Below are 23,128 nucleotides of genomic sequence, written 5' to 3'. Positions count from 1 at the left end.
AGACGCCCGCGCCTGCAGGCTGGGGGCATGTTCGGGGACCTGCTCGACGCCCTGGCCGCCCAGGACCTGCTCCTGGTGTGGCCCCTCATGCTGACCTTCCTCACCTTGGACGCCTCCGCCGGCATCGGCCTGATCGTGCCGGGCGACGCGCTGCTGATCGTCGCCGGCACGACCGCCGGCACGCCGTCGGAGGCCGTCGCGCTCGTCGCCGCGGGCGTTCTGGCCTGCGTGGCGGGCGCCTCCGGCGGACACTGGCTGGGCAGGACGTTCGGGTCCCGCCTGCGCCACGGCAGGCTGGGCCGCAGGGTGGGCGAGGAGCGCTGGCAGCGCGCCGAGGAGCTGTTCGAGCGCAGCGGCTGGGCGCTGGCCCTGGCCTACTACCTGCCCGTGGTGCACGCGCTCACCCCGGCGGTGGCCGGGGCGCTCGGCATGCCGTACAGGCGGTTCATGCCGTGGGCGCTCGTCGGCGGCACCGCGTGGGTGAGCACCTACGTGACGATCGGCGCGCTCGCGGGCGGAGTCGTCCGCGAGCACGCCGAGCTGCTGCTGCCGGTGGCGGCCGTGGCGGCGCTCGTCATCGTGACGGTCTCCGCCGCGGTCCGCCGGATGGTCACTGCTGGGCGGGCTGGTTCTCCAGAGCCGCGCTCCGCCGCGCGACCGCCTCGGTGACCTCGCGGGCCAGGTCCTGCCCGGTGAGACCCGCGTAGCCGAGGATCTTCGGCCGCTTGGCGTGGTCGAGGAAGCGCTGCGGGATGCCGAACGTGCGCACGGGCACGTCGACGTCGTTGTCGCGCAGCAGGCGGGCGACCGCGTCGCCGACGCCGCCGACCCTGCCGTTGTCCTCGACGACGGCCACGAGCTTGTGGGCGGAGGCGGCCGGAACGAGCGCCTCGTCGAGCGGCTTGACCCAGCGCGGGTCGACGACGGTGGCGGAGATGCCCTGCGCGTCGAGCAGGACGGCGGCCTCCAGCGCGACGTGCGCCATGGGACCGACGGCGACGAGGAGCACGTCGGGCTCGCCCGCGCGCAGCACGTCCATCTGGCCGAGCCTGCCGATCGCCTCGATCGTCTCGGCCACCGGCCCCTTGGGGAAGCGCAGCACGGTCGGCGCGTCGTCGACGGCGACGGCCTCGCGCAGCAGCTCGGTCAGCCGCTCGCCGTCGCGCGGCACCGCGATCCGCAGCTCGGGGACGACCTGCAGGATCGACAGGTCCCACATGCCGTTGTGGCTGGCGCCGTCGTCGCCGGTGACGCCCGCCCTGTCCAGGACGACCGTGACGGGCAGTCTGTGCAGCGCCACGTCCATCAGCAGCTGGTCGAAGGCGCGGTTGAGGAAGGTGGCGTAGACGGCGACGACGGGGTGGAGCCCGCCGAGCGCGAGGCCCGCGGCGCTGGTCAGCGCGTGCTGCTCGGCGATGCCGACGTCGTAGGTGCGGTCGGGGTAGGCGTCGGCGAAGGCGTTGAGCCCGGTCGGGTGGAGCATGGCGGCGGTGATCGCGACCAGGTCGTCGCGCTCCTTGCCGAGCGCGACGAGCTCCTCGCTGAACACGTTGGTCCAGATGCGGCCCTTGGGCTTCTCCACGCCGGTGTCCCTGTCGAAGGCGCCCGGGGAGTGGAACTGGTCCTCGTCGTGGTTCTCGGCGGGCGCGTAACCGCGGCCCTTCTGGGTGAGGACGTGGACGATGACGGGGCCGCCGAAGCCGCGCGCCTTGCGCAGCGCCTCCTCCACGGCCTGCTCGTCGTGCCCGTCGATGGGGCCGACGTACTTCATGCCGAGGTCCTCGAACATCACCTGCGGCGCCAGGACGTCCTTCAGGCCCTTCTTGATGCCGTGGAGGGCGTCGTAGACGACAGGAACGTTCCCGATCTTGTCCTTGACGAAGTCGAGCATGTCCTCGTAACGGCGGTCGACCCTCAGCTTGGCCAGGTGCGTGGCCAGGCCGCCGATGGTCGGCGAGTAGGAGCGCCCGTTGTCGTTGACCACGATGACGCACGGCAGGTCCTTGACCGCCGCGATGTTGTTGAGCGCCTCCCATGCCATGCCGCCGGTGAGGGCGCCGTCGCCGATGACCGCGACCGCGACCCGCTCGCGCTCGCCGCGCAGCTTGAACGCCTTGGCCAGGCCGTCGGCGTACGACAGCGCGGTCGAGGCGTGGGAGTTCTCCACGAAGTCGTGCGGGGACTCGGCCTGGCTCGGGTAGCCGGACAGGCCGCCTTCCTGCTTGAGCGCGCCGAAGCCGTCCGCGCGCCCGGTGAGCATCTTGTGCACGTAGGACTGGTGGCCGGTGTCCCAGATGATCGGGTCGCCCGGGGAGTCGAACACCCGGTGAAGCGCGATGGTCAGCTCGACGACGCCCAGGTTGGGCCCGAGATGTCCGCCGTTCCTCGCGCACGAGTCGACAAGAAGGTCGCGGACCTCCTGTGCGAGCAGTGGCAGGTCCTCCACTGCCAGCCGTTTGACGTCGTGCGGTCCCTTGATCGAGGCCAGCAGCCCGCTCACGGAATCATCCCCTCATCCACTCGTCAACGGATCGAGTCTAGTTCGTGGAGCAGAAGATGACTCCACGGAGTCAAATGCACCCTGATTTGTCCGATCTTGGCCTAGGGTTGACCCACTATGAACACTGTCCCCCTTAGGAAACTCTCGTCACTTGTGTCGGCCGGACTGGTTCTTGCCCTGATGGGTGTGGGTACGGCAGGCGTCGCCGAGGCGTCGACGACGACCGCCCAGGAGTCCACGGCGACCCAGGCCACCGCCCAGGCGGCGCCTCCGAGAGGGAAGGCCGCGGCCACGAGCAGCCCGCTGTACAAGACCGGGAGGCTCGCCGGCAACTGCCCCGTTGGAGACATCCAGCGCGGAAGCACGGCCGCCTACAAGCACTTCCTCCAGGCGTTCACCAACTGTCTCAACCGGTCGTGGGCCTCGGAGTTCAGGCAGGCGAAGATGCCGTTCTCCAAGCCCAGGCTGCGAATCATCACCACTAAGCGCAACACCGCCTGCGGCAGGTGGCTGACGGGCGCCTCCGGCGTCTACTGCTCCGCCGACAAGACCATGTACATGCTGATCACCAAGACGGAGCTGCGCAACCCGTCGCCGGTCGGCATCGGCCGCCTGATGGCCCATGAGTACGCCCACCACGTGCAGCAGGTCGCCGGCATCATGCCCTGGTACGCCCAGGCGAGCTGGCGCGCGAGCAAGTCGGCCAAGCTCGCCTACTCCCGCCGCCTCGAGCTGCAGGCCGAGTGCATGTCGGCCGTCTTCATGAAGTCGGTCAAGGACTCGCTGCCCGTCGACGAGGCCTACTACCAGCAGATCATCGACTGGTTCGGCGAGAAGGGCGCCTCCATCTGGCCGCAGAACGACCACGGCTCCAGCGCCAACCAGGCCCGCTGGATGCAGCGCGGCTGGAACTACGGGGCCCCCGCCGCGTGTAACACCTGGACCTCGCCCGCCAGGTACGTCTCCTAGTCCCTTGCCCGCTTCCTGACCTCTCCGCCCCTCAGAACGGCCGCGCCTTCCTGCGCGGCCGTTCTGTGGTCTAAAGTCCTGTGACTATGCGTTCCCCCTTATTCGCCGTACTTTCCGGCGCCCTCGCGAGCCTGCTGTTCGCCGGCACGGCCGCCGCCGGGACCTCCGGCTTCCCCCCGGTCCTGACCGACAACAAGGTCTACAAGACCGGGGCGATGGAGCTCAAGGAGTGCGAGGAGCAGCCGATCCAGCGCGACTCGCTGGACGGCGCCAAGGTCTACCTGGAGTTCGTGCTCGGCTGCCTGAACGAGTCGTGGAGCCGGCAGCTGGCCAAGGCGAAGATCCCCTTCGTCAAGCCGAAGTTCGCGGTCGTGAGCAAGCCGGGCCAGCCCGTGGGCAAGTGCGGCAAGTTCCCCGCGGGCGCGCAGGCGCTCTACTGCCCGCCCGAGCGGAAGATGACGGTCCTGCTCGACCCCTACATCCTGTCCGAGCCGACCGAGCTGTTCCTCATGGAGGTCGTGGCCCACGAGTACGGCCACCACATCCAGGAGCTGACCGGCATGCTCAAGGTCGTCGACCGGGTCAAGGGCAAGAGCAAGAAGCGCATCTACGACGAGGCCCGCAGGATCGAGCTGCAGGCCGAGTGCCTGTCCGGCGCCTTCATCGGCAGTGTCTGGCACTCGCTGGGCAGGCGTGAGTTCGACTTCAAGTACATCCTGAAGGTCGCGCAGGCCGGGTTCGACGACGGCATCCACGGCAAGCCCGCCAACATCGCCTACTGGCTGAAGAAGGGCTTCGACGCCGAATCGCCGAACGCCTGCAACACCTTCAGCGCCCCCAAGGCCCGCGTCTCCTGATCCCTTCCCGATGTCCGCGATCGCTTCCGGTCGCGGACATCGGCATGGGAGGGGCCGGTCAGCCGCCGGCCCTGGCCAACGCCTCCAGCGGGTCGGCCAGCACGTGCGCGAACGCGAGCTCGGCCGCGCCGACCAGCGTGGCGTCGTCGGCCAGCGCCGAGGTCCGCAGCCGCAGCCTCTCCCTGTGGGCGGGCAGCGCGTCGACGGCGAGTCGGCTGCGCACCTGGGCGGCCGCGCCGAGGTAGATCTCACGCAGCATCCCCCCGAAGATCACCATCTCGGGGTTGAAGATGTTGACCAGGTTGGCCACGCCGAGGCCGAGCCAGTCGCCCACGCGGCTCAGCGCGTCCTGCGCGACGATGTCGCCCCTGTCGGCCGCGTCGACGACGGCTCTGACGGCGTCCCGGCCGAGCGGCCCCTCGGCCGGGCCGTCGGGGGCCCTGCCCGCCGCCTCGAGCAGCGCCCGCTCCCCCACCTCCGCCTCCAGGCAGCCGTGGGAGCCGCATCCGCACAGGCGCCCGCCAGGGTGGACCACCATGTGGCCGACCTCGCCGCCGAAGCCCTCGTGCCCGCCGAGCAGGTGCCCGCCCGCGATGACGCCGCCGCCCACGCCGACGTCGCCGTGCAGGTAGATGAGGTCCCGTACGGCCGCGCCCACACCCCGGGTGTGCTCGGCCAGCGCGCCCAGATTGGCGTCGTTGCCGACGCTGACCGGCAGGCCGAGTGCCAGCTTCTTGCTCAGCGCCTCGCCGAACGGGACGTCCACGGCCAGCAGGTTGGGCCCGTACCTGACGACGCCGTCGCTCTTGCGCACCCCGCCGGCGACCGCGGCGGCCGCGCCGACGCAGACGGTGTCGGCGCGGGTCTTGCGGTGCATCTGCCTGGCGAAGCCCGCCAGCGCGCCCACGACCTCGTCCAGGTCGAAGGCGCCGCGCCGCCGTACGGCCTCGCGCCTGTCGAGGATCACCCCGCCGAGGCCGACGCGGGCGACGACCAGCCGGTCGGGGCCCAGGTCGAAGGCGAAGACGTAGACCCGCGACGACTCGGGCCGCACCACCAGGGACGGCCTGCCCGCGCGGCCCGTCTCGCGCGGCAGTTCCTCGCGCACCAGGCCCGCCGCGGTCAGGTCGGAGGTCAGCGCCATGATCGTGCTGCGGTTCAGGCCCATCCTCGAGGTCAGTTCGGCACGCGAGGTGGGCCCTCCGAGATGGACATGACGAAGCAGGGCGCCCAGGTTGTGGCGCCTGATCTCCTCCTGGGACGGGCCCGCTCGCATAGTCCGTAAATCCTTTGCAGTGCCGAAGTCGCTGATCACCTTAGACCAGCGGCGGCGGCCCTACGACGTGCGAGGGCGTCAACCCCCGCCGCCAGCAGCAGCACCGAACCGGTCACCATGAACTTCTCGCTCGAGGCGAACCCCAGCAGGCCCATGCCGTTGTCGATGACCGCGATGACCGCCCCGCCGAGGACGGCGTCGAGGACCCTGCCCTTGCCGCCGAACAGGCTGGTCCCGCCGATGACGGCGGCGCCCACGGCGTACAGCAGGACCTGGCTGCCGCCGGTGTTCGGGTCGACGGACGCGCCGCGCGATGCGGCGATGATCCCGCCGACGGCGGCGACCGCCGAGCAGATGACGAAGGCGCTGACCTTGATGCGGTCGACGTTGATGCCGGCCCTGCGGGAGGCCTCGGCGTTGCCGCCGACCGCGTAGAGGTGACGGCCGAAGCGGGTCCTGCTGAGGACGAACGTCCAGATGACCAGCAGCGCCAGCACGATCGGGACGACGATCGGCACGCCGCTCAGCGACGCCACCGCGGGGTTGCGGCTGCGCTCCATGTTGAGCACGAAGACGGCGACGCCCCCGAGCACGGCGAGCGTGCCGACCCTGGCCGCGATCAGCGAGACCGGGTCGGCCACCAGGCCGCGCCTGCCGCGCTTGACCGACCTGACGACCTGGACGGCCGCGTAGCCGCCTACTCCGACCAGCCACAGCCCCCAGCCCAGCGCCGCGGGAAGGTTCTTGTTGGCGATGGCGAGGATGGTCTCGTCGCGGATGGAGATGTTGGTGCCCTCTTCGAGGATCGCCAGCAGGACGCCCTGGAAGGCCAGGAAGCCCGCGAGCGTCACGATGAAGGAGGGGATGCCGAGCTTGGCCACCAGCACGCCGAGCACGAGGCCGATGACGACGCCGGTGAGGATGGCCGCGAGCACGCAGACGTACCACGGCAGGCCCATGTTGGTGAGCGACACGGCCAGCACGGCCGCGCACAGGCCGCTGGCGAAGCCCGCCGACAGGTCGATCTCGCCGATCAGCAGCACGAAGACCAGCCCCATCGCGATGACGGTGACCTGGCCGCCCTGCTGGAAGAGGTTGGCGAAGTTGACGGGGGTGAGGAACACCGGCTTGAGCACGGTGAACACGGTGCAGAGGACGACCAGGCCGAGCACGGCCGGCAGGGCGCCCATGTCGCCGCCGCGGACCCGCTCGAGGTAGGCGCGGGCGCTGTTGCCGACGGAGGGCCGGCGCGTCGCTGTGACGATCGCCCCGTCCTCGGCGGGCTCGCTGGTGAGGATCCTGCTCATGCCGAGACCCCGTTCTTGAGGCCCAGTTCTCCGCTGCGACCTGCGGTGATCAGTTCGACGACCTGCGCGTGGGTCACGTCGGAGGTCTTGACCTGGGCGGCCATCCGCCCGAGGTAGAGGGCCGCGATCCGGTCGGAGACGGCGAAGACGTCGTTCATGTTGTGCGAGATGAGCACGACGGCCAGGCCCTTGTCGGCGAGCCTGCGGACCAGTTCGAGCACCTGGCCCGTCTGGGCCACGCCGAGCGCCGCCGTGGGCTCGTCGAGGATGACGACCTTGCTGTTCCACAGCACGGCCTTGGCGATGGCGACGGTCTGCCGCTGGCCGCCCGACAGGCTGGAGACCTGCTGCCTGATGGACTTGACGGTCCTGACCGAGAGGCTGGAGAGGGTCTGCTGGGCCATCTCCTCCATCGTGGCCTCGTCCAGCACCAGCCCGCTCCTGCGCTCCCTGCCCAGGAACATGTTCTGGACGATGTCGAGGTTGTCGCAGAGCGCGAGGTCCTGGTAGACGATCTCGATGCCCAGCTCGCCGGCGTCGCGCGGGCCGCTGACCTGCACCTGGTTGCCGTCGAAGTAGTAGTCGCCCGCGTCGATCGGGTAGATCCCGCCGATGCACTTGACCAGGGTGGACTTTCCTGCGCCGTTGTCGCCGACCAGCGCGGTCACCTCGCCGGGGTAGGCGGAGAAGGTGACGTCGTGCAGGACCTGCACGGGACCGAAACTCTTGTCGATCCCTCGGACTTCAAGAACGGGGTTCATATTCTGCGTCCTCCGCAGGGGCACGGCTGTCGCCAGCCGTGCCCCTGGCCGCGGGTTACTGGATTCCGGCCTACTGGATTCCGGCTTCGGTGCACTTGGCGGCGAACTCGCCCGTGCAGAGCTCGTCCTTGGTGACGAAGCCGTCGGCCACGACGTCCTTGACGCTGTCGAAGAAGATGGCCTGGGGGTCGAGCAGCACGGCCGGGACGTCCTGGCCGCTCTCGGTGTCCTTGACGCTGCCCGTGGCGGCGGGCTTCTCGCCCTTGGCCAGGGAGACGGCCAGCGCGGCGGCCGCGTCGGCCTCCTTCTTGATCGCCTTGTAGACGGTCATGCACTGGTCGCCCGCGAGGATGTTCTGCAGGCCCTGGACGGTGGCGTCCTGGCCGGTGACGGGCACCTTGCCGTTGAGGTTGTTCTTCTTCAGCACGGTGATGGCGGCGTTGCCGAGGCCGTCGTTGGCCGCGAGGACGCCGGCGATCTTCGACTCGCCGGTGAGCATCTGCTCGAAGATGGTGCCGGCCTTGGCGTTGTCCCAGTCGGGCACGGACTCGTCGGGGCCCTTGACGTACTCGCCGGCGTCGAACTTCGGCTTGAGCACGCCGTCGTAGCCCTGCTTGAACAGCGTGGCGTTGTTGTCGGTGGGCGAGCCGTTGAGGTAGGCGACGATGGGCTTGTCGGCCTTCTTGTCGGTCAGGCACTTCGACAGGCCCTCGCCCTGGAGGGTGCCGACCTTGGTGTTGTCGAAGCTGACGTAGTAGGCGGCACCGCCGCCGAGGGTGAGCCTGTCGTAGTCGATCGTCGCCACGCCCTGCGACTTGGCCTTGCTGAGCACGGCCTTTCCGGTCCCCGAGTCCAGGTTCACGATCATCAGCACGGTCGCACCATTGGTGATCATCTGGTCGGCGATCGTCTGGAAGGCGTTCTTGTCACCCTGGGCGTTCTGGATGTCGTAGGCGACGCCCGCGGCCTTGAAGGCCTCTTCCAGGTACTTGCGGTCCGCCGTCTCCCACCTGGCCGAGGACTTGCTGTCGGGGAGGATGACGCCGATCTTGCCCGTGGCGGCCGCGCTGGAGGCGGGCGCCGCGCTGGACTGGGCGGGACTGGCCTGGGTGGTGCCACCGCTGTCGCCCCCGCACGCGGTGAGACCGAGGGTCGTCGCCGCTGCCACGGCGGTGAGGCTGAGGATCCCCTTGCGCATGGTGCAAGGTCCTTTCTGGGGAATGGATGGGGGGTCGGGTCCACCTGGGGTACGGCGGCGCCTGCCGTACTCGGTGAATGTTGTTTGCGGCAACGTATTCCGCGACGGCCTGCTTTGGAAGACCCCCAACAGGGTGAGTTTGTTGTGGCGGGTAACAATCCAGAAACGCCCGGTTAACCGATCAGGGTCTGCGCGATCAGCGCCAGCGCGGAAAGCGCGGCCACCGCGAGGACGGCTCCCCTCACGCCGCTTCCGTCGAGGTGGCGGCGCAGCGGGCCCGAGACGAGGAAGCCCGCGACCAGGAACGGGATCAGCAGCGCCCCGGACGCCAGCGCCCTGGCCGGCAGGTGGTCGACGACCCACAGGATGATCAGCGACTGGGCGGCGCTGAGGAAGAAGAAGGCGGCCAGCGTCGCGCGGATCTGCGGGCCCTTGGCGTTCTGGTAGACCAGCGCCACCGGCGGGCCGCCGATGCCGGTGGCGGTGCCGGTGATGCCGGAGGCGAAGCCCGCCCCCGTGATCGTCCACCCGTTCCTCGGTACGGCGACGGCCCTGGCGGTCAGCGTGACGGCGATCAGGACCATCACGCCGACGAACAGGCCGAGCGTCCGGGTGGAGACGTAGACGACGATGAGCGCGCCGATCGCGCTGCCGGGCAGGCGGCCGAGGACGGCGAAGCCGAGCCCGCGCCAGTCGATCCTGCGCCACTCGGCGGCCAGCGTGAACAGCGGCAGCGTGACATTGACCACCTGGATCGCGCCCGGCATGAGGGTCGGGTCGAGCATCGTCACGACGGGCGCGGCGACCAGGCCCAGCCCGAAGCCGACGGCGCCCTGGACGATCGCCCCCACAAGTACCGCCAAACCCGCCAACAGCATGACCAAGGCCTCAGAAGTCATGAGCTCTATGCTGCATGCTCGTGCGACTCCCTCTTCTCTCGGCCACCAGCCTCGCCACCAGCCTCGCCGCCGCCCTTCTGGCGGCCACCGCGCCGCAGGCCCTCTCCTCCCCCACCCCGGCCGGCGCGCCCTCCCCCGGCGCCATGGCCGGAGCGCCCTCCTCCGGTGCCGGGGCGACGGGCGGTTCGCCGCGTGCGCTCTACGGGAGCGGCAGACTCCGTGCCGCCTCATGTCCGGAGCCGCCGCTCGTCGCCGGGGGGATCCCGCGACCGAAGGAGTACCTGGTCGCGGTCACGAAGTGTCTGGATAGGGGGTGGGCTGCGCATTTCAAGCGGGCCAAACTGCCCTATCACCCGCCGAAGATCCTCTACGTCGATGAGCCCATGGACCGCGTCTGCGGGGTGCGCTGGCCGGGCGGCGCGGCGGCGTTCTACTGCACCGGCCGGGCCACCCTCGTCTTCCCGTTGCAAGGGCAGTGGATCGACGGACGCACCGACCTGTACCCGTTGAAGGTCGCCGCCCACGAGTACGGTCACCACGTGCAGCAGCGGGCGGGCATCAGGGCCGCCTACGAGAGGCTGGTACGCGCCCGCGGGCACGATCAGGCCGAACTGGGCCGCCGCTACGAACTCCAGGCCGACTGCCTGTCGGGGGTGTTCGCCGGGAGCGTCCGGCGCTCGCTCGGCCGCTCCGAGCAGGACTGGACGGCCCTGGCCGGCGCCGTCAGGGCCGCGGGGGACGACCCCGAGGGACCGCGCAGCCACGGGTCGGGGAGCAGCCGCGTGTCCTGGTTCAAGCGAGGGCTCTCGGCGGTGTCGCCCGCGGCGTGCGACACCTGGTCGGCGCCGTCGTCCAAGGTGTCCTGAGGCCGCACACGCGGGCCGACGCGAGGAACGGCGGCGCGAGGAACGGCGGCATGGGGCGCCGGCATGGGGCATGGCGGCGCGGGACACGGGGCACCGGCGGGGGCGACGTCGCGGCGGGAAACAGAGTCCCGCTGGAGTACGCGTGATGGATGGGCGGTCACCGGTGACCAGGGCAGGCCCGGCTCGGGGCCTGCCGTACTCGGGGCCTGCCGTACGGGAAAGGAGACATGCCGTACGGAGAGGAGGCAAGAGGCCGCCGCCCCGCGCGGGGTTGGTGCGCGGGGCGGCGGCAGGGTCGGGTGGTTCCCCCGAGATGGGCGCGTTGAGGGTCGCGCCCGCCCGGCCTCGGCCGGGCCCCCGCGGCCCGCGGCCCGGCGGGTGGCCGGGCGCGGGTGCGGGAAGTCCCCTTACTTGGCGAGCAGCGACCGCAGCACGTACTGCATGATGCCGCCGTGCCGGTAGTAGTCGGCCTCGCCGGGCGTGTCGATGCGGACCACCGCGTCGAACTCGACGTCGCCTGCCTTCACGTGGACGGTGGCGGGGATCGAGCCGTGGTTGAGTTCCTCGACACCGGTGATGTCGAAGCTCTCCTCGCCGCTCAGCCCCAGCGACACGGCCGTCTGGCCCTCGGGGAACTGCAGCGGCAGCACGCCCATGCCGATCAGGTTGGAGCGGTGGATGCGCTCGTAGGACTCGGCGATGACGGCCTTGACGCCCAGCAGCGCCGTGCCCTTGGCCGCCCAGTCACGAGAGGAGCCGGAGCCGTACTCCTTGCCGGCCAGCACCACCAGCGGCGTGCCCGCGGCGGCGTAGTTGACCGAGGCGTCGTAGATGAACGACACCGGGCCGCCGTCCTGGGTGAAGTCGCGGGTGTAGCCGCCTTCGGTGCCCGGCGCGATCTGGTTGCGCAGGCGGATGTTGGCGAACGTGCCGCGGATCATCACCTCGTGGTTGCCGCGCCGCGAGCCGTAGGAGTTGAAGTCCTTGACCTCGACGCCGTTGGCCTGAAGGTACTGCGCGGCGGGGGTGCCGACCTTGATCGAGCCCGCGGGCGAGATGTGGTCGGTGGTGACCGAGTCGCCGACCTTCACCAGGACGCGGGCGCCGGCGATGTCGCTGACGGGCTCGGGCTTCTCCGGCATGCCGTCGAAGTAGGGGGCCTTGCGCACGTAGGTGGAGGCGGGGTCCCACTCGAAGGTGTTGCCGGTCGGGATCGGCAGCGACTGCCAGGTCTCGTCGCCCTTGAAGACGTCGGCGTAGTCGCGCTCGAACATCTCGCGGCCGATGGAGGAGTTGACGACCTCGGCGACCTCCTCGGGCGAGGGCCAGATGTCCTTGAGGAACACCGGCTGCCCGTCGGTGCCCGCGCCGAGCGGCTCGGTGTCGAGGTCGATGTCCATCGTGCCCGCGAGCGCGTAGGCGACCACCAGCGGCGGCGAGGCCAGGTAGTTCATCTTCACGTCGGGGTTGATGCGGCCCTCGAAGTTGCGGTTGCCCGACAGGACCGCGGTGACGGCCAGGTCGTGCTCCTGGACGGCGGCGGAGATCTCCTCGGGCAGCGGGCCCGAGTTGCCGATGCAGGTGGTGCAGCCGTAGCCGACGAGGTTGAAACCGATCTTGTCGAGGTACGGCTGGAGCCCCGAACGCTCGAAGTAGCCGGTGACGACCTGCGAGCCGGGAGCCAGCGAGGTCTTGACCCACGGCTTGCGGGTCAGGCCCTTCTCCACCGCGTTGCGCGCCAGCAGGGCCGCGCCCAGCATGACGTAGGGGTTGGAGGTGTTGGTGCAGCTCGTGATGGCGGCGATGGAGACGATGCCGTGGTCGATCTCGAAGCTGGTGCCGTCGGCGAGCGTGACCGGCACGCTCTTGTGCGGGCGGCCGTTGGCGCTGGCGTTGGAGGCGGGGGCGTCGGAGGCGGGGAAGGACTCCTCGCCCTCCTCGTCGAGCCCGTCGACGACGTAGTTGAGGACGTCGTGGCGCCAGGTGGCCTTGGCCGACGACAGCGCGATGCGGTCCTGCGGACGCTTGGGCCCGGCGATCGAGGGGACGACCGTGGCCAGGTCGAGCTCGATGTACTCGGAGAAGACAGGCTCCTCGGCCGAGGGGTCGAGCCACAGGCCCTGGGCCTTGGCGTAGGCCTCGGTGAGGGCGATCTGCTCCTCGGAGCGGCCGGTCAGCCGCAGGTAGTCGATGGTCTGGCCGTCGATCGGGAAGATCGCGCAGGTGGAGCCGAACTCGGGGCTCATGTTGCCGATCGTGGCCCTGTTGGCCAGCGGCACCGAGGAGACGCCCTCGCCGTAGAACTCGACGAACTTGCCGACCACGCCGTGCTTGCGCAGGATCTCGGTGATGGTCAGCACCAGGTCGGTGGCGGTCGCGCCGGCGGGGAGCTTGCCCGTCAGCTTGAAGCCGACCACGCGCGGGATCAGCATGGAGATCGGCTGGCCGAGCATCGCGGCCTCGGCCTCGATGCCGCCGACGCCCCATCCGAGCACGCCGATGCCGTTCTCCATCGTGGTGTGGGAGTCGGTGCCGACGCAGGTGTCGGGGTAGGCCTTGCCGTCGCGGGTCATGACCACGCGCGCCAGGTGCTCGATGTTGACCTGGTGGACGATGCCGGTGCCGGGCGGGACCACCTTGAACTCGTCGAAGGCCGTCTGGCCCCAGCGCAGGAACTGGTAGCGCTCGCGGTTGCGCTCGTACTCCCTCTCCACGTTGCGCTGGAAGGAGTCGGGGTGGCCGAAGAAGTCGACGATCACCGAGTGGTCGATGACCATCTCGGCGGGCGCCAGCGGGTTGATGCGGGCGGGGTCGCCGCCCAGGTCGCGTACGGCCTCGCGCATCGTGGCCAGGTCGACCACGCACGGCACGCCGGTGAAGTCCTGCATGATGACGCGGGCGGGCGTGAACTGGATCTCCACGCTCGGGGCGGCGTTCGGGTCCCACTGGCCCAGCGCACTGATGTGGTCGGCGGTGATGTTGGCGCCGTCCTCGGTGCGAAGGAGGTTCTCCAGCAGGATCTTCAGGCTGTACGGGAGGCGGGCAGCGCCCTCGACGGCATCCAGCCGGAAGATCTCGTAAGACGCGTCGCCGACGCGTAGCGTGTCACGGCTGCCGAAGCTGTTCGCGGACACGGTGATTCGCCTCCTCGTTAGACAAGTTCTCAGTCACAGATCCTCCCGCACGTGAGCACCTCTCACGACGTTAGGTCACCCTAACTCGCAGGTGGCGGCGGATCTCTCGACATCAAGATATCTCGGTAAGTATCTCGACATCAAGTTACCGGCTAGTAGGCCAGCCTCCAGTACAGGAGGCCGAGAATGGCGACCGAAAGTATCGGCGCGAGAATCTTCTGCTCGAACTTCTTGCCGGTCTTGATGCCGATCTTCCACGGCAGCATGAACTTGTAGGCCATGGGCCACAGCACGGGGCAGCCGCGTTCGGTCATGCAGTCGCCGACCACGTGGATGAGGCAGCCGATCGCCACCGCCAGACCGAGCCAGGCGTAGCCGACGCCCATCGACATGAACACCACGTACAACCCCGCGGTGAGGCCGATGTTGACCATCGCCGAGCCGAGCTTGTTGCCGGGGATGCCGATGCCGATCGCGCGTAACGCGAGCCCGATGAGCAGGACGACCATGATGTCCCTGCCGATCGGATAGGCGCCGGCCAGCCAGTGCGCGCCGAAACCCATCGCGACCGCGAACACCAGGGAGTGCGTGGCCCCCCTGTGCCCGCCCGACAGCCACGAGACCGCCTTGCTCAGCAGCCAGGTGACCGGGCCGAAGGTCTGCGCGATGGTCGCGCTCGGATGATCGAGATCGGGGAGCATCGCGGCGCCCGCGCACACCAGCGCGCCCGCGATGATCTCCGCGGGACTGAGAGCCCCCACCATGATGCCGGTCTCGATGAACCGGCTCGACTCGTTCAGCAACGGGAGCACGGCCAGCGCGGGCGCCAGGCCCAGCCAGGCGACGGCTCCGGTCATCGCGTGCGTGTGCCCCATCATGTCAAGATCACGCTACGTCATCGTAGGGCAAAGCGCGCGCCATGCGATGGAATGGCCCGGCGCGCCACGCGGAGGCGTGGGAGCCGGGGACGCGCCGGAGATCCCCGGAGATTCCACGGGCGGGAACCGCCGCGCCCAGGGAAAGACAAAGACGAGGTCGTTACCTCGGCGACAGCACCCCCCAGCCCTGCCGACGCGGAACGACCTCGTCTGCTCTAGTTAACGGCCTCCATCCCCCAGCATGTTCCCGATTTCCGCGACTTTTTCGTGATCTAGCTCACTCTGTTGGCCAAGTCATGACGTGGAGCGGAACGAAGGGTTGCTATCGACACATTAGCGATATATCTTTGAAGCATCGAGAGCGATCGATGGTCGATCGCGTACGAATGGAGCTCACCATGACTTCCGCACAAGCAGCAGGCGCCGGCCAGTGGGGCGACGCCAGAGAGATCAAGCGCGCCGCGCGTGAGGCGTTCCGGATGATGTCCGAGGCGTGGCAGCAGCACGGCGGGCATCACCACCACCCTCGGCGCGGCCCCCGGCCGGAGGGCGAGGGCGGCCCGCACGACCACCGGCAGCGCGGCAGGGGCAGGCCTGGCCCCTTCCCCTTCGAGTTCGGGCGAGGCGGCCCGTGGGGCGGCCCCGGCGGTCCCTTCGGCCGCCACGGTTTCGGCGGCAGGCAGCGCAAGGCCAAGCGCGGCGACGTCCGCGCCGCCATCCTCGCCCTCCTCGCCGAGGAGCCGCGCAACGGCTACCAGATCATCCAGGAGATCGCCGAGCGCAGCGAGGGCGGCTGGAAGCCCAGCCCGGGAGCCGTCTACCCGGCGCTCCAGCAGCTCACCGACGAGGGGCTGGTCATCGCCGAGGAGAGCGAGGGCCGCAAGACCTTCCGCCTCACCGAGGCCGGCAGGACCTACATCGCCGAGCACCCGGACGAGGTGCGCGCTCCCTGGGACGAGATGCGTCCCGACATCGACGACAACTCGGCCGAGCTGATGGACATCGCCAAGCAGTCGGCGTTCGCGATGATGCAGATCCTGCACAGCGGCACCGAGGCGCAGGTCCGCGAGGCGCGCAAGGCGCTGATCGAGACGCGCCGCAAGCTGTACCAGATCCTGGCCGACGGCGACGACGACGAGTGATCCCCGGCCGTGATCCCCTGCGCCGCGCCCCGAGCCCGTCCGGGCTCCGACGAGAACGTCTCCGACCGCGGGTTCGCCGGGACCCGCGGTTCGAGGCCCGAGCAGGCGCGCGCAGCGGGCGCAGGCCGCATAGAGTCCAGGCAGAGCGCAGGCCGGGAGCCCTGGAAGGAGCTCCCGAAAGGAGCCACGCATGAGCACCGATGACCAGCTGCGCATCGGCGACGCCGAGCGCGACGAGACGATGGAGGCGTTGCGCGAGCACTTCGCGCAGGGCCGGCTGACCCGCGAGGAGCTCGACGAGCGGCTCGACCTCGCGCTGTCCGCGCGGACCGTGGGCGACCTGGCCCGGGTCCACGCCGACCTGCCGGGTCCAGGGAGCCGCCTCGCGGCCTACGAGGCGGACCGGCGCAGGCCCGGGCGGTACCCGGATTTCGAGGAGTTCGGCCACGGCCGGCCGATGGGACCGGAGGGATACGCCCCGGAGTGGGCCATGGCGCACCCGAGTCACCACCGGCACCTGCAACGCATGCACGCGCGGCGGATGCGCCACCTGCGCCACGCGCACATGAGAGGCCACCGCCACCACAGGGGTCCTGGGCCGCTCACCCCCATCCTGCTCGTCGCGCTCGTCATCGGGCTCGCGGTGGGCGGGTTCACGGTGCTCAAGGTGCTGTTCTTCGTGTGGGTGGCCGTGATGGTGTTCGGCTTCGCGCACCGCCGCTCCCACATGCGCCGTCTCGGCCCCTGACCGAGGACCGTCCCTCATGAGGGCGGGAGGCTATTCAGCCCGCCGATCGCTGGGTACCGTCCGAACCATGGCCGAACTCGAGAGTTTTCCCTTTCTGACCGGCCCACGTGGGTGTCCGCACGCGCGGTACGCGCAGCGGCGCGAGAGCGATCCGCTCGGCAGGGTCCAATTGCCGAGCGGCGACGTGGTGACACTGGTGACCAGGTACGACGACGTCGTCGCGGTCCTGAGCGATCCCCGGTTCAGCCGCGACCTGAGCTATCCGGGCGCGCCGAGGATGTTCGAGGGGTACAACATCGCCGACTCCCCCGGCAGCCTGATGAACACCGATCCGCCCGAGCACACCAGGATGCGCAGGCTGCTCTCGGGCACGTTCACCCCGCGGCAGGTCGCCACCTGGCGGCCGCGGCTGCGGGCGCTCACGCACGAGCTGATCGACACGCTGCCCGGCGAGTTCGACTTCGTCGGCGAGCTCGCCTTCCCCCTTCCCGTCCAGATGATCTGCGATGTCATGGGCGTGGCGGGCATCGACACCGAGCAGGTGCGCGGCTGGTCGGACGCGATGCTGTCGACCTCCAGCCTGACCTCGGAGGAGAAGCTCGCGGCGGCCATGGAGTTCTACGCCTACGGCGCCGACCTGATCGCCGCCCATCGCCACGATCCAGGAGACGGCCTGCTCGCGTCGATGATCGAGGCCAGGGACGAGGGCGACCGGCTGAGCCAGGACGAGCTCGTGCGCATGACGGTCGGGCTCTTCCTCGCCGGGCACGAGACGACGGGCTCGGTGCTGGCCAGGTCGATGCTCAGGCTGCTCGACCCGCGCGAGGGCTACGAGCGGCTCGTCGCCGATCCCGAGCTGATCACGACCGCCGTCGAGGAGCTGCTGCGGCTGGAGACGCCCGGCGAGGGGGCGATGATCAGGGTCGCCACCGAGGACGTCGAGCTTCCCTCGGGCACGATCGGCAAGGGCGAGGGGGTCATCGCCGCCTTCGTCGGCGCCAACAACGACCCGTCGGTCTTCCCTGACCCGCAGACCCTGGCCCTGGACAGGAAGGGGCCGCAGCACATCACGTTCGGCCGCGGCGCGCACTTCTGCCTTGGCGCGAACCTGGCCCGGATGGAGCTGCAGGAGATCCTGGGCGTCCTGGTGGAGCGGCTGCCCGGGCTCACGCTCACCGAGCCCGCCGGCGACCTGCCGTGGACCGAGGGGAACCTGGTGCACCGGCCCGTGCGGCTGCCGGTGCGCATGTGACCGCCCGTACGGCCCGCGCGCTCGATCGCGCGGGCCGTACGGGATCAGGACGTCAGCCGGAGCAGGCGGCCCCGCCGCCGGCGTGGTAGATCATGTCCTGGCAGACGACGCTCTTGCGGATCGGCGTCTTGCCGGCGAGGGTCTGCGAAACCCGATCAACCTGGAACGGGACGATCACCGCAGGTAGAAGCGTGATCACGCATCAGGGCAACCGCGCCAGGAGATCACGAGCCTGGGGCGCGAAGGCGGCGTCACCGGTCTCGATCGCGATCTCCAGCATGCGGCGGGCCGCGGCCAGATCGCCGTGCGCGAAACGGATCTCGCCCAGCCGGTGCGCGGCCTCGGCGACCAGGTCCGGCTGTTCGGTGAGGCTCAGCGTCAGCTCGTAGAAGCGCAGCGCGCCGTCCCTGTCGCCCAGCCAGTAACACAGCTCGCCCAGGTGCGCCGCGGCCATCCCCGACTCGGAGTCGCCCGAGTCGAGCACCCGCTGGTACCAGGTGAGCGCCTCGGGGAAGTCGCGGGCCCGCTTGGCCAGCGCGCCGAGGTACATCGCGGCCACCGCGCCCGTGTGCCCCTCCCCCGCCGCGACCCCGCGCAGGTACCACCCGCGCGCCCGCTCCTCGTCCTCGTCGTGGTAGGTCCGGCCGATGGAGATCATGGCTCGGGCGGCCAGGTCGGCGTCGTCACCCTCGGCCACCCGCACGTAGGTCTCGCGCGCCTCGTCCACCTCGCCCGCCGCGACGAGCGCCTGCGCGAGCACGCTGAGCGCCATAGGCGCGCCGCCCTCGGCCGCGGCCCGCAGGGTGCGCAGGGAGTCCTCGGCGTCGCCCCGCTCGCTCTGCAGGAGGCCGAGCAGGCTGCCGAACACGTCGTGGAGCGGGCTGTCGGCGTCGGCCGCCCGCCGGGCGGTGAGCTCGTAGACGGCCTCACCGTCCTCGTCCTTGTCGAGCATCGACAGCGCCTGGCTGCCGGCGATGAACCTGATCTTCGGATCGTCGTGCTCCTGCAGCCGCTCGTAGACGGCACGCGCCTGGCCGGTCTCGCCGAGCTCGGCGAGCCGCCCGGCCAGGCCCAGCTCGGTGTACGGGTCCGCGCCGATCACCGCGTAGTAGCCGCGGACCGCCTCAGGGTCGGCGCACTCGGCGGCGAGGTCCCTCGCGGTGTCGGCCGCCTCCGCGCCGACCAGTTCCAGCACCCGTACGGCGAGCGCGTGCTCGCCCCGGCCGGCCGCCTGGTAGGCGACGGCGTTGAGGTTGGTCAGCGCGTTGCCGGCGAACGGGCTCTCCGTGGCGGCCGCGCGGGCGAAGGCCCTGGCCGCGCCGAGCAGGTCGCCGTCCTCGTACGACCACATGCCCAGCGTCACCCCCGCCCTGGCCACCGCGTCCGGGCTGTCCGACTCGATCGCCCGCCACAGCTCCCGCCGAGCGCCCTCGACGTCGCCCTGGGCGTGCAGCGCCTGCCCGAGGTCGACCCTGATGGGTTCGAGGGTGTCGGGGTCGCCGGCGTCCATGCCCTTGCGGTACATCACGACCGCGCCCGCCGGATCGCCCTCGGCCTTGCGCACGTCGCCCCACGTCCAGTAGCCCATCGCCACGGTCTCCTTGTCGCCCGTGGCGACCGCCCGCTCGGCCATGGCCGCGGCCCGCGCGTGGTCCTGGCGCAGCAGCAGGTGGCCCAGCAGGAACCGCAGGGATTCCAGGTCGCCCGCGTCCGCGCCGCCGTACAGGGTCTCAAGGACGCCGTCCTCGTCGCCGCGCGCCTCCAGCAGCCGCACCACCTCCCCCACCGTGCCGGGCATCGCGGCGCGGTAGGCCTCGACGGCGCCGTCGACGTCGCCCCGCCGCTCGCGCAGGATCGCGGTGTTCTTCCACGCGTACCGTTCGAACTCGGCCTCACCGCACGTGGTCACGGGGACCAGGCACAGCTCGGCCCTGCACGGGTGCCCTTCCTCGGCCAGCATGCCCGCCTCGACCAGCCTGGCCTTGGCCGCCTGAACCGGTCCGCCGCGGTCGATGACCAGCCGGAGCAGCGCGTGCGCGTCGTCGTGGTCCGCGCGGGCCGCCTGGATCGTCTCCTCGAAGCAGTCCTCGCCGGAGTCGGCGGTCAGCAGCACGCCGATCTCGGCCACGTCGCCCGCGTCGAGGGCCAGCAGGAGTTCGGCCAGCGGCGCCGACCCGGTGAGCTCGGTGAGTCCCGCGAGGGCGCCGGTCCTGTCTCCGTCGGCCAGCATGGCCCACGGGCGCTCCTCCGGCGCGGCCATGCCGAGCCGGTGGACGGCGATGGCCGCGGCGCGCTGGTCGTCGTCCTGCGCCGCCGCCCGTTCGTACGCCGACCTGGCGGCCTCGAACTCGCCCGCCTCCTCCAGGACGCGGCCGAGCTCGAGGAGGCTCGTGCCCGCCGACTGCCGGTCGGCCCGCACCGCCTGCTCGTAGGCCGCGCTCGCCCCCGCCGGATCTCCCGCTTCGGCGAGCAGCGAGCCCAGTGTCCGCGCGGCCTCGGCGGCCCATTCGGCGTTCGCGCGTGCCACGGCCGCCTGGGCCGCGGCGATGGCGCCCCGCAGGTCGTCCTGGGCGCGCAGGACGACCGCGATGTTGATCGAGGCGGGCCCGGCCAGCTCGGGGTGGTGGGCGACGGTCCGGTACTCCGCGATCGCCTCCTCGGGCCTGCCCGCCCTGTCCAGTTCGGGCGCCAGGTGGAACGGTGCCCGGTCACCGAAGGCGCCCGAGAACAGCTCGCGGGCCTCGTCGATCCGGCCCGTGGCCACCAGCGCCTGCCCGAGCCCCGTGGTGGCGTCGCGCGCGTGCTCGTCGTCAGGCTCTTCGAGCACGCGCAGGAAGGCCTCCGCCGCGGTGTCGTGCTCACCCAGCGCGTTCGCGGCGGTCCCGATGCGGTGCAGGAGCAGGTTCGTCAGCCGCTCGCTGTCGCCGTCGACGCCCTGCCGCCACGCGGCGATGGCGCCGCGCCCGTCGCCCGCGTCGTTGCGCAGCGCGCCGAGGTAGACGGCGGCCTCCTGGCGGAAGGACCGGTGGCCCGTCTCGAGAGCCAGCGACAGCGCCCCGTCGGCGGCCGCGATCTCGCCTCGACGCTGCCAGGCGTGCGCGGCCTGCATCGCGATCATCGTGGCGACCCAGCCGGCGCCCGCCAGGGCGAGCGCCCTGGAGGCGCCGGCGAGGTCGCGGTCGAGCAGGGCGCGCGCGTAGACGCCGTCGTGCGACAGTTCCCCGTGGCCTTCGGGAACCAGGTCGAAGGCCACGCGTGCGCGCTCGGGCTCGTCCAGCCGCAGGAGGGTCAGGCCGAGCAGCAGCGCGTTGCGCGGCGCCTGCTCAGGGTCGCCCTGGGCGATCACGCGTTCGTGCAAGGCGCACGCGGCCAGCAGGTCCTGCTGGTTCTCCAGCACCTGCAGCAGCGCCGCCGCCGCCTCCGAGCGCAGCCCCGCGTGGCCCGCGTCGAGCAGGGGAGTATAGGCGGCGCGGGCCTCGGCCCAACCGTCCTCCTCGTCGCCGACCATCCGGCCCAGCTCGTAGGCGACCCACGGCGCGAGCGCCTGGTGCCCGTCCGCGTGGGCGCGGCGCAGCAGGTCGAGCGCCTCCTCCATCTCCTGCCCCGCCAGCACCTCGCTGTAGAGCAGCGCCGTGTACGACAGGGCGAACGGGTCGCCCGAGTCGGCGGCCCGGACGAACAGCTTGGCCGCGTCGGAGAGGTCGAGTCCGATCGAGGCGAGGATCTGCGCCAGGAAGACCGTGCCGATCGCCGCCACCCCGGAGTCGGGGTGCTCGGCGGCCTCCCGGTAGGCGGCCAGTCCTTCCTGCCTGCCCAGCCGCTGATGGACCGCGACCGCCCGCAGCACGGGATGCAGGCCGTCGCCCTGCTGCTCCAGCAGATGCAGGAAGACGGCGCAGAACAGGCCCTGGCGGATGTCGTCGCCCTCCGCGACGTACCGCAGCAGCTCGTCGGCCTGCTCCAGGTCTCCTTCGGCCATCTCCAGCTCGGCCAGCGCGATCATGGCGCGCACGGACTGCTCCCGCGCGCCCGAGTCGCAGGCGCGGCGCAGCAGCCTGCGCGCCTCGCCCAGCTCGCCCTCTCTCAGCAGCTGCAGGCCTGTGTCGACGTCCTGGAGCGCCTGCTCCTCGACCGGGTCGGCGAGCGGCTCCTGCAGGACGGCCTGCTCCAGGACCAGCGCCGCCCTGAACGCCGCGTCCTGGTCCTCGTGCTCCGTGGCCGCGCGCAGCATCGCCAGGATCTCCTCGCGATGGGCCGGCGCCTGATCCAGCAGCATGCCCAGCATGGAGACGCTGATCGAGCACCACTCCGACGCGCCCGCGTCGAGCACCGCGCGCAGTTCCTCGACCGCCTCGGCGTACTGGCCCGCTTCGACGGCCATCTGCCCCAGGCAGGCGTGGGCCTCGACCGCGAACTCCGCGTGGCCGCTCGCGATCACTCTGTGGAAGATCGCCCGTGTCGTCTCCACGTCGCCGAGCTGCGCGCTCACCTTCGCCTGCTCGATGAGCGCCGGCAGGCGCAGCTCCGGCCTGCTGTCCTCCGCGGCCCTGCGGTAGGCCTCCAGCGACTCGGCGTACTCCCCAAGGTCGACCAGCACGGCGCCGAGCAACTTGTAGGCCATCGTCAGATGGTCGGGATGGCCGACGGCGATCGCGCGCTCGCACACCTCGCGGGCGGCCTCGTAGTCCTCGTCGTCGGCGTAGACGGAGTAGAGCCGGAACGCCGACAGCGCCACGATCTCCGGATCGCCGCAGGTCAGCAGGTGCCGGAAGGCGTCCTCGTCGTCCATCTGCACGGCCAGCTCGTACATCTCGCGGGCCGCCGCGGGGTCAGGCCCGCCGAACTCCGGCAGCTCCAGCCGCGCGGCCAGTTCCGCGACCGAGGGGCTGTCGGATCGGCGCGCCCGCTCCAGCGCCTCCATCGCCCCCCGCTGGTCGCCGAGCTTGTTGAGCACCAGCACGAGCGCCGTGTCCGCGAGGGCGGCGACCTCGAAGTCGGCGCCGTCCGAGGCGACCGTCAGCACGCGGTGCGCCGCGGCCCACTCACCGGCGTCCACCAGGATCATGCCGAGCGAGATGGCCGAATGCTGTCCGAGCACCGGGTGACCCGACTGGATCACCGACCGGTGCGCCGCCTCCGCCCCTTCGAGGTCGCCCCGCTCCTCCAGCAGCCTGGCCAGGTGGTGTGAGCCCTCGGGGTCTCCTGAGGCGGCGATCTGTCTCAGGAGCACGGCGGCGCCGTCGAGATCGCCCTCTCCCCACAGTCGCATGGCCTCGGCGAGCCGCTCACTTGACCCCATCTCCACCCCCACAGTCACGGATAGAGTGAAAAAGCTACACAT

At 71.0% G+C, this 23,128-nt stretch carries 17 protein-coding genes; 7 read left to right on the top strand and 10 right to left on the bottom strand.

What is annotated here, in order from left to right; translation table 11 throughout:
• The first annotated feature begins 27 nt into the window (after positions 1–27).
• Positions 28–669: a DedA family protein gene (locus ACFSKW_RS20845; RefSeq protein WP_379573958.1), complete on the top strand. Its 642-nt coding sequence runs from the start codon at positions 28–30 to the stop codon at positions 667–669.
• Here the strand turns inward: ACFSKW_RS20845 and dxs are convergent.
• Positions 611–2,500 carry a 1-deoxy-D-xylulose-5-phosphate synthase gene (dxs, locus tag ACFSKW_RS20840; RefSeq protein WP_379573956.1) on the bottom strand — a complete coding sequence of 630 codons (1,890 nt, stop codon included), beginning with the start codon at positions 2,498–2,500 and terminating at the stop codon, positions 611–613. The genes ACFSKW_RS20845 and dxs overlap by 59 nt on opposite strands.
• Before the next feature lie 153 nt (positions 2,501–2,653).
• Between dxs and ACFSKW_RS20835 the strand changes: the two genes are divergently transcribed.
• Together ACFSKW_RS20835 and ACFSKW_RS20830 are read left to right on the top strand one after the other, a co-directional pair.
• A complete protein-coding gene (locus ACFSKW_RS20835) occupies positions 2,654–3,469 on the top strand; it encodes a neutral zinc metallopeptidase (protein ID WP_379573955.1) in 816 nt (271 codons plus the stop codon).
• Positions 3,470–3,555: 86 nt separating this feature from the next.
• A complete protein-coding gene (locus ACFSKW_RS20830) occupies positions 3,556–4,326 on the top strand; it encodes a neutral zinc metallopeptidase (protein WP_379573954.1) in 771 nt (256 codons plus the stop codon).
• A gap of 58 nt (positions 4,327–4,384) precedes the next feature.
• Here ACFSKW_RS20830 and ACFSKW_RS20825 read toward each other — a convergent pair whose 3' ends face one another.
• The 5 genes from ACFSKW_RS20825 to ACFSKW_RS20805 form a co-directional block, all read right to left on the bottom strand.
• Complete coding sequence (locus ACFSKW_RS20825; protein WP_379573953.1) at positions 4,385–5,602, bottom strand: ROK family transcriptional regulator; 1,218 nt, start codon at positions 5,600–5,602, stop codon at positions 4,385–4,387.
• A 35-nt stretch (positions 5,603–5,637) separates the two neighbouring features.
• Positions 5,638–6,909: a sugar ABC transporter permease gene (locus ACFSKW_RS20820; RefSeq protein ID WP_379573952.1), complete on the bottom strand. Its 1,272-nt coding sequence runs from the start codon at positions 6,907–6,909 to the stop codon at positions 5,638–5,640.
• Positions 6,906–7,670, bottom strand: a complete 765-nt coding sequence (locus ACFSKW_RS20815; protein WP_379573951.1) for an ATP-binding cassette domain-containing protein — start codon at positions 7,668–7,670, stop codon at positions 6,906–6,908. The genes ACFSKW_RS20820 and ACFSKW_RS20815 overlap by 4 nt, the downstream gene beginning before the upstream one ends.
• Before the next feature lie 70 nt (positions 7,671–7,740).
• Complete coding sequence (locus ACFSKW_RS20810; protein ID WP_379573950.1) at positions 7,741–8,868, bottom strand: sugar ABC transporter substrate-binding protein; 1,128 nt, start codon at positions 8,866–8,868, stop codon at positions 7,741–7,743.
• 173 nt (positions 8,869–9,041) lie between these two features.
• Complete coding sequence (locus ACFSKW_RS20805) at positions 9,042–9,767, bottom strand: sulfite exporter TauE/SafE family protein (protein ID WP_379573948.1); 726 nt, start codon at positions 9,765–9,767, stop codon at positions 9,042–9,044.
• 20 nt (positions 9,768–9,787) lie between these two features.
• Here ACFSKW_RS20805 and ACFSKW_RS20800 point away from each other — a divergent pair, with 20 nt between their 5' ends.
• Entirely contained in the window at positions 9,788–10,633 is an 846-nt protein-coding gene (locus ACFSKW_RS20800) for a neutral zinc metallopeptidase (RefSeq protein WP_379573947.1), read from the top strand.
• Between the two features lie 407 nt (positions 10,634–11,040).
• Here ACFSKW_RS20800 and acnA read toward each other — a convergent pair whose 3' ends face one another.
• Both acnA and ACFSKW_RS20790 read right to left on the bottom strand, forming a co-directional pair.
• Positions 11,041–13,767 (bottom strand): aconitate hydratase AcnA, encoded by a 2,727-nt coding sequence (acnA, locus tag ACFSKW_RS20795; RefSeq protein WP_379573946.1) that lies wholly within the window; start codon positions 13,765–13,767, stop codon positions 11,041–11,043.
• A gap of 152 nt (positions 13,768–13,919) precedes the next feature.
• On the bottom strand, positions 13,920–14,645 hold the full coding sequence (locus tag ACFSKW_RS20790; protein WP_379573945.1) for a metal-dependent hydrolase: 726 nt from the start codon (positions 14,643–14,645) through the stop codon (positions 13,920–13,922).
• A 398-nt stretch (positions 14,646–15,043) separates the two neighbouring features.
• On the opposite strand from ACFSKW_RS20790, the gene ACFSKW_RS20785 reads away from it, so the two are divergent.
• The 3 genes from ACFSKW_RS20785 to ACFSKW_RS20775 all read left to right on the top strand — a co-directional run bounded on the left by ACFSKW_RS20785 (position 15,044) and on the right by ACFSKW_RS20775 (position 17,787).
• Positions 15,044–15,787, top strand: a complete 744-nt coding sequence (locus ACFSKW_RS20785; RefSeq protein WP_379573944.1) for a PadR family transcriptional regulator — start codon at positions 15,044–15,046, stop codon at positions 15,785–15,787.
• 190 nt (positions 15,788–15,977) lie between these two features.
• Positions 15,978–16,535, top strand: a complete 558-nt coding sequence (locus ACFSKW_RS20780) for a DUF1707 SHOCT-like domain-containing protein (protein ID WP_379573942.1) — start codon at positions 15,978–15,980, stop codon at positions 16,533–16,535.
• Positions 16,536–16,602: 67 nt separating this feature from the next.
• A complete protein-coding gene (locus ACFSKW_RS20775; protein ID WP_379573941.1) occupies positions 16,603–17,787 on the top strand; it encodes a cytochrome P450 in 1,185 nt (394 codons plus the stop codon).
• Between the two features lie 52 nt (positions 17,788–17,839).
• Here ACFSKW_RS20775 and ACFSKW_RS20770 read toward each other — a convergent pair whose 3' ends face one another.
• A complete protein-coding gene (locus ACFSKW_RS20770) occupies positions 17,840–17,986 on the bottom strand; it encodes a hypothetical protein (protein ID WP_379573940.1) in 147 nt (48 codons plus the stop codon).
• A gap of 3 nt (positions 17,987–17,989) precedes the next feature.
• On the bottom strand, positions 17,990–23,104 hold the full coding sequence (locus ACFSKW_RS20765; protein WP_379573939.1) for a tetratricopeptide repeat protein: 5,115 nt from the start codon (positions 23,102–23,104) through the stop codon (positions 17,990–17,992).
• Between the last annotated feature and the right edge of the window lie 24 nt (positions 23,105–23,128).

Origin of the sequence: Nonomuraea mangrovi, assembly GCF_042681425.1 — a bacterium.
In the GTDB taxonomy this organism is placed as follows: domain Bacteria; phylum Actinomycetota; class Actinomycetes; order Streptosporangiales; family Streptosporangiaceae; genus Nonomuraea; species Nonomuraea mangrovi.
This window is presented reverse-complemented; position numbering and strand designations above follow the sequence as displayed.